The organism is uncultured Empedobacter sp. (assembly GCF_937930195.1).
GTDB lineage: Bacteria > Bacteroidota > Bacteroidia > Flavobacteriales > Weeksellaceae > Empedobacter > Empedobacter stercoris.
Map to the genome: position 1 here is coordinate 1 of NZ_CALGVK010000178.1, position 6359 is coordinate 6359.

Consider the following 6359-nt stretch of genomic DNA (forward strand, 5'->3'; position numbering starts at 1 on the left):
TCAAAACGTCAGTAGGTTTTACTCAAAACCTACTGACGTTTTTTTATTGGCCTCAATTAGAAGTTAAAAAAATTACATTAACTTTTCTTTTTTTCATACTTTAAAGTCGCTAAAGTCTCTCGAAGATCAATGCCAGGTCTAAAAAGTATTTTAGCATTTTTAATAGAAGCAGAAGTTACTTTTGAAATTGAATCTGCACCTTCGCTACTTATACTTATCTGAAAAGATCCAAAATCTCCTAAGCGAACAATTTTACCATCTGCCAAATGTTTAGCTAACATTTTTGCTAAATCAATCAACGATGCATAGACATCACTTTCACTAACGGAAGAAGTTTGAGCGATTTCTTTACTTAATCTACGAAGAGAGATTTCACCATCTGCAATAGAATTTGCATAAAACTTTTTAGGACCAGTAGGATCTCCTGGATAAGCTTTTTGAATAACGTTGTATTTTATTGCCATAATTAAAAGTATTTTCAGGTTAATAGTTAATTAACTCTAAATTAATACTTTATATTTAATTCACAAAATAAATTTGTTGATTATCAGTATCATACGAAAAAAGAGCATTAAAAAAAGCTTTCAAATGAATGAAAGCTTTTACTTTTTATGATAAAATTTGATGAAGATTATGCACAATATGCAGCCTTATTCTTCTTTGTTCGTCTTATTTCATCGAATCTTTTATGGGTGCTTTTATAGGATAAGTACCGGTAAGTCCTGCTAATCTAAAGGCACTATATATATTTTTGTTCTGCTTATTTCCTAAAGCTATTATCGTAAATTGATTGTTAACATCGTGTACAAAAACAGTATTGTTCCCGTGCCACCAACCATTGTGATACAACAATTTTTTACCATCTTCGTATTCTAACAAACGCATTCCAAGCCCATAATTCTTATAACCTTTTTGCTCATAACTATATCCTTTGAAAGCTTCTTTCTTGATTTTCTTTGGTAAAAAATCGTTCGAATACATGGCAATGTCTAATTTGTACAGATCTCTTGGTGTAGAATAGATGTTTTTGTCGCCATAAGTACGGTCAAAATCGTCCCAAGCCCACTCATAACCATTGTATTTGTACGAACGAGCTACTGTATCTTTATCGCGATCATACTCAAAAACAAAGGTGTTTTTCATCTCAAGCGGGTCAAAAACCATGTATTTCATCGCCTTAGGGTAAGGCATTTTCATTATCTTTTCGATGATTAAAGCAAGAAAAGCATAATTGGTGTTCGAGTAATAAAAACCTTTATCTGCTGAACGAATTTGTTTAACATCGTGTTCGGTGAAGATATCTAACACATCTTGATTAGAAATTGGTTTCTCACGATCCATCATCACCTTCTTACCATTCCACAAAACGTTGGCATAATTTGGTAAACCACTGCGGTGATTTAGCAAATGACGAACTGTGATGTCCTCGTAAGGAAAGTTATTTAACAGTGTATTTACCTTTTGATCTAATGTAATTTTACCTTTCTCTACCAACTTTAGAATAGCCATAGATGTAAAAACCTTCGAGATAGATGCAATATGAATAGGGGTTTCGGGAGTGATAGGACGCTGATTTCTTTGGTCTGCCATCCCTTGATATTTCTCTAAAAGTACTTGACCATTCTTCACAATCAGCAAACCTCCACTTACATTTCCATTGACCCAAAAGTCTTGATAATAGGTATTTACTTTGTTTCGGTAATCATTAATCTCTGCTTGTGTGTAGTGCATTGGCTTGAAATCTGCCTTCCAATCCAACGAATCAAAGCGCAAAGCATGCGGATCATTCTTTCTAAGTTCTTCTTTTTGTTCGTTTTTCTTGCTACAACTTCCCATAAAAAGCATGGCAGAAGCAAGAACAACCGCTACATATTTCATGTGTTTTTTCTTAATCTATTTGTTTGTTCGCACTAAAGTATATATTTATTTGTGGAATAATAACCCGTTTGCAAACATTAAGTTTTTTTTATGATTTGTGCGAAAGTTGAGACTTAAACTCGCCTAAGATGACACTTGTTGCAACGGCAACGTTTAGACTTTCTGTAGAACCATTTGTCCCAAAAAACGGAATGCTGAGTTTATTTGTCGTCAACGCCTCGATTTCTTTTGAGATACCATTTGCTTCGTTCCCCATTACCAAGATACCTTCTTGTGGAAGTGTCTGCTCGTATATAGACTCTCCTTCCATAAAAGTTCCGAAAATGTTTCCTTTATATTGGGATAAATATTTTTCTAAATCAATATAATGCACCTTCACTCGTGTAAAAGATCCCATTGTCGACATCACAACTTTTGGGTTGTACATATCAACTGATTCTTTGGAACAAAGAATATCCTCTACACCAAACCAATCAGCCAAACGGATAATTGTGCCTAAATTTCCTGGATCTCGAATATCATCCAACGCAATCGACAAACCTTTTAATTGGATATTTTCATCATAATTTGGTAATTCACAAAGTGCAAGACCAACATTAGGAGTTGTTAAGAAACTGATCTTTTTCAACTCTTTTTCTTCTATAAATGTCTTTTTGATGTGTGTTGCTTCGGGCCAAAAGTCTTCAATTATAAATAATTCTTTAATATTTATAGAACTTTTTATAACTTCCCCAATATTTTTAACACCTTCTACGACAAACAAATTATATTTTTGTCTATATTTTTTAGAACCGAGAGATGTTATTATCTTAATAACGTTATTTGATAACATATTTATGCAAAAAAAAATTACAACAAATATAGCACTTATCTCTTGTTTGGGATTACTTTTTTATAGCTGTAGTACAACTAAAAAAGTTCCTGAAGGAGAATATTTGTTTGTAAAAAACAAATTTGAATACGATAAAGAGGATCCTGATATAAAGAAGAAAAAGGCGATAATCAACAAAGATTTAAGTGATTATGTAAAACAAAAGCCTGCCGGAAAGTTCTTAGGATTTTTTCCTCTTTGGCAATGGGTGTACAATTGGTCGCCTGCAAAGTTTGATGAGACATTTCAGGAATATTATCGTGTAGACGCCCCTTTCCGTAACCAAAAGTTATTGGATAGTTTGTTAACAAAGAATAATCTGAACCAATATGTTGGACAAAGTTTGTGGAAAGAACGTCTTTATTTTAGCCAAGGTGAAGCACCAATTTTATTAGACGAAGAACAGTCAGAATTTTCGGCAAAGAACTTAAATCGATTATTTCATGACAAAGGTTATTTCGATTCGAAAGTAGCTGTTTCTTATGACAAAGATTCGGTTTCGAAAAAAGCAGAAACCATTTATGATATAAAATTAGATGAACCATCTTATATCGAAACGTTTACTCAAAAAATTTCTGACGTTAAAATTGAAGAATACTTGAATTCTCCTTTGGGAAAACAAACTGTGTTACATGCTGGAGATCAATACAACTTTGATAAATTTGAAGAAGAACGTGATCGTATTGTTGATTTATTAAAGAACAGAGGTTACTATGATTTTAATGACACGGGAGAAGATTTATACTTTGAAGCGGATACATTAAAAAGCAATAAGCGCCTTGATGTCACGATGTTTATTGATAAACTTAGTCAAGATTCGTTGAAAATTGATAGTATTACTCCTTTTACGCAATATCGTTTTGGGAAGGTCAATATCTATGCCGATTCGCGCAATATAGTTGATGACGAAAGTTCATTAATCAAAAAAGAATACAAAGATTACAACGTTTTTTATACAAAAGAACCTGAATATCGTCCTCGATATTTTACAGATGCATTTGTAATTCGACCAAATCAATTGTATCGTCAACGACAAGAAATTCAAACAAAACGAAATATTTTCAAAAAAGAAAATATCAACTTACATGGATTTAGAATAACCAAACAAGATTCGATTTTGAATGTTGATGTTTTTTTTACGCCTAAAAAGAAATACGATTTGAATTTATTTGTCGAAAGTTACGCTTCTCGTTATATGAATTTTGCAATTTCTCCCGGGATGACCTTAACTTCGAGGAATTTATTTGGTGGAGGAGAAAATTTAGAAACAACGTTAAAAGGAACATTGGGTTCGGTTAACAAAGATTTCTCGATGAATAAAGCTTTCTTGAATGCTTACGAAGTTGGAATTGAAACCAAATTGAAGTTTCCTTATTTGTTAACACCTATTAATCTTGATAATATTTTACCTAAACGTTTCTCTGCTGAATCGGCAATCAGAATGAATGCAAGTACGCAGAAAAATGTAGGTTTAGATAAAACGACTTATGGCTTTGGTTTTGATATGGATATTTCGAGTTCAGAATTTCAACACAAAGTCTCTATTTTCAACACTGAATTTATCAATAATCGTAAAAAAGATCGCTATTACGAAGTTTTTACTAGAGATAATACAACAAAAGAAGAAGTAAAAAAACTCTATTACGAATACAATCCAGATGCACCAATTTATGTAACAGATGATGAATTAACAGACGCTATTGAGGCAGACAAAGGATTTCAGAACTCGTTAACAGGAGAAGATGCAAGATTATATGTTGATTTTGAAAACATGTTATACAGAAAAGCAAACATTTCTCAAAATATATTGATTAATTCATTTATATATCAATTTACATACAATCAAGAAAATGCCTTTCGTCCAAAAAGTAATCCGTGGTTTATACAAGCTAGAATTGAGTTAGCTGGAAATGTTTTACGAGGTTTGGACAAAGCCTTTGGTTTTAATAAAGCTGAACCTGATCGAGATGGAAATCAAGCAGGATTAATTTTTGGCATTCCTTATTCTCAATTCGTAAAATTGGACATTGATGTTCGTCGAAAATTTAAAATGAATTCTAATTCAAGCATAGCTGGTCGATTTTTATTTGGTATTATTCAACCTTACGGAAATTCAGACACAGCGCCATTTGTAAGAAGTTATTCGGCAGGAGGTGCAAATGATGTGCGTGGTTGGGCTCCATTGACATTAGGTCCTGGAAGTAAACCTCGTATCAATTCAAAAAATCAGAGTTTAGAATTTGAGAGTATGAAATTGTTATTCAATGCTGAATATCGTTTCCATCTTTTCGGAAGTTTAGAAGGTGCATATTTTATTGATGCTGGTAATATTTGGGGCGTTAATAAAGATCGACAAGAAACATTATTCAAGTTCAAAGATTTTTATAAAGAATTAGGAATTGGGTCTGGTGTAGGTTTCCGTTACCACATTGGTACGTTTGCAATTGTAAGATTTGATTTAGGTTACAAAATTTATGATCCTTCATACGAAATAGGTGAACGTTGGCAATTTGATAATTTTAATATCTTGAAACCAAGATTACACTTCGGAATTAATTATCCTTTCTAAAAAAACATCTATATTTGTTTCACAAAATACTAACATAATGAGCAGAAAATTTCCAGCCGGGGTTGCAACCGGTTCATTAGTTCAAGACATCATTAATGATGCAAAAGCTAATCAGTACGCTTTACCTGCGTGTAATGTCATTGGTTCAGATACAGTTAATGCTGCAATGGAAGCTGCAGTAGAAGTCAACTCTCCTCTTATTATTCAATTTTCTAACGGAGGTGCTGCTTTTAATGCTGGAAAAGGATTAAAAGGTGAAAATCAACTTTCTGCTATTAAAGGAGCTATTGCAGGTGCAAAACATATTCATACATTAGCTGAGGCATATGGAGCTACAGTAATTTTACATACTGACCATTGTGCAAAAAAATTATTACCTTGGATTGATGGTATTATGGATGCTAACGAAGAACATTTCAATAAATTCGGAAAGACTTTATTTAGTTCTCATATGTTAGACTTATCTGAAGAGCCATTAGAAGAAAACGTAGAAACGTGTAAAAGATACTTAGATCGAATGTCTAAAGTCGGAATGACGTTGGAAATGGAATTAGGTATCACAGGAGGTGAAGAAGATGGCGTTGACAATTCCAATGTTGATAACTCTTTGTTATATACTCAACCAGAAGAAGTAGCTTATGTTTACGAGAATTTAAAATCAGTTTCTAATAATTTCTGGATTGCAGCTGCATTTGGTAATGTACACGGAGTTTACAAACCTGGTAATGTTGTTTTAACACCAAAAATTTTAGATAACTCTCAGAAATACATCAACGAAAAATATAATGTAGAAAACGCTGTAAATTTTGTTTTCCATGGAGGTTCTGGTTCTACTTTAGAAGAAATCAGAGAAGCAATTAGCTATGGAGTGATTAAAATGAATATTGATACAGATTTACAATATGCATTTATGGAAGGTGTTCGCAAATATTTTGACGAAAATGCAGCGTATTTACAAGGACAAATTGGTAACCCAGAAGGTCCAGAATCACCAAACAAAAAATATTACGATCCACGTGTGTGGTTAAGAGCAGGTGAAGT

The 6359-nt window shown here is 32.8% G+C and carries 5 protein-coding genes; 2 read left to right on the forward strand and 3 right to left on the reverse strand.

From position 1 onward, the window contains the following. Positions 1–77 precede the first annotated feature (77 nt). From Q0616_RS10480 to Q0616_RS10490, 3 genes are all read right to left on the reverse strand, one after another. On the reverse strand, positions 78–464 hold the full coding sequence (locus Q0616_RS10480; protein WP_188319131.1) for an HU family DNA-binding protein: 387 nt from the start codon (positions 462–464) through the stop codon (positions 78–80). Between the two features lie 205 nt (positions 465–669). Continuing rightward, positions 670–1878, reverse strand: a complete 1209-nt coding sequence (locus Q0616_RS10485; protein WP_298776885.1) for a serine hydrolase — start codon at positions 1876–1878, stop codon at positions 670–672. A gap of 88 nt (positions 1879–1966) precedes the next feature. Further along, on the reverse strand, positions 1967–2710 hold the full coding sequence (locus tag Q0616_RS10490) for an RNA methyltransferase (protein ID WP_188319133.1): 744 nt from the start codon (positions 2708–2710) through the stop codon (positions 1967–1969). 4 nt (positions 2711–2714) lie between these two features. On the opposite strand from Q0616_RS10490, the gene Q0616_RS10495 reads away from it, so the two are divergent. Together Q0616_RS10495 and fbaA are read left to right on the forward strand one after the other, a co-directional pair. Beyond that, positions 2715–5318 (forward strand): BamA/TamA family outer membrane protein, encoded by a 2604-nt coding sequence (locus Q0616_RS10495; protein ID WP_298776887.1) that lies wholly within the window; start codon positions 2715–2717, stop codon positions 5316–5318. A 37-nt stretch (positions 5319–5355) separates the two neighbouring features. Then, positions 5356–6359: class II fructose-bisphosphate aldolase (gene fbaA, locus Q0616_RS10500; RefSeq protein ID WP_298776890.1), on the forward strand; the 1004-nt coding region annotated here is incomplete at its 3' end.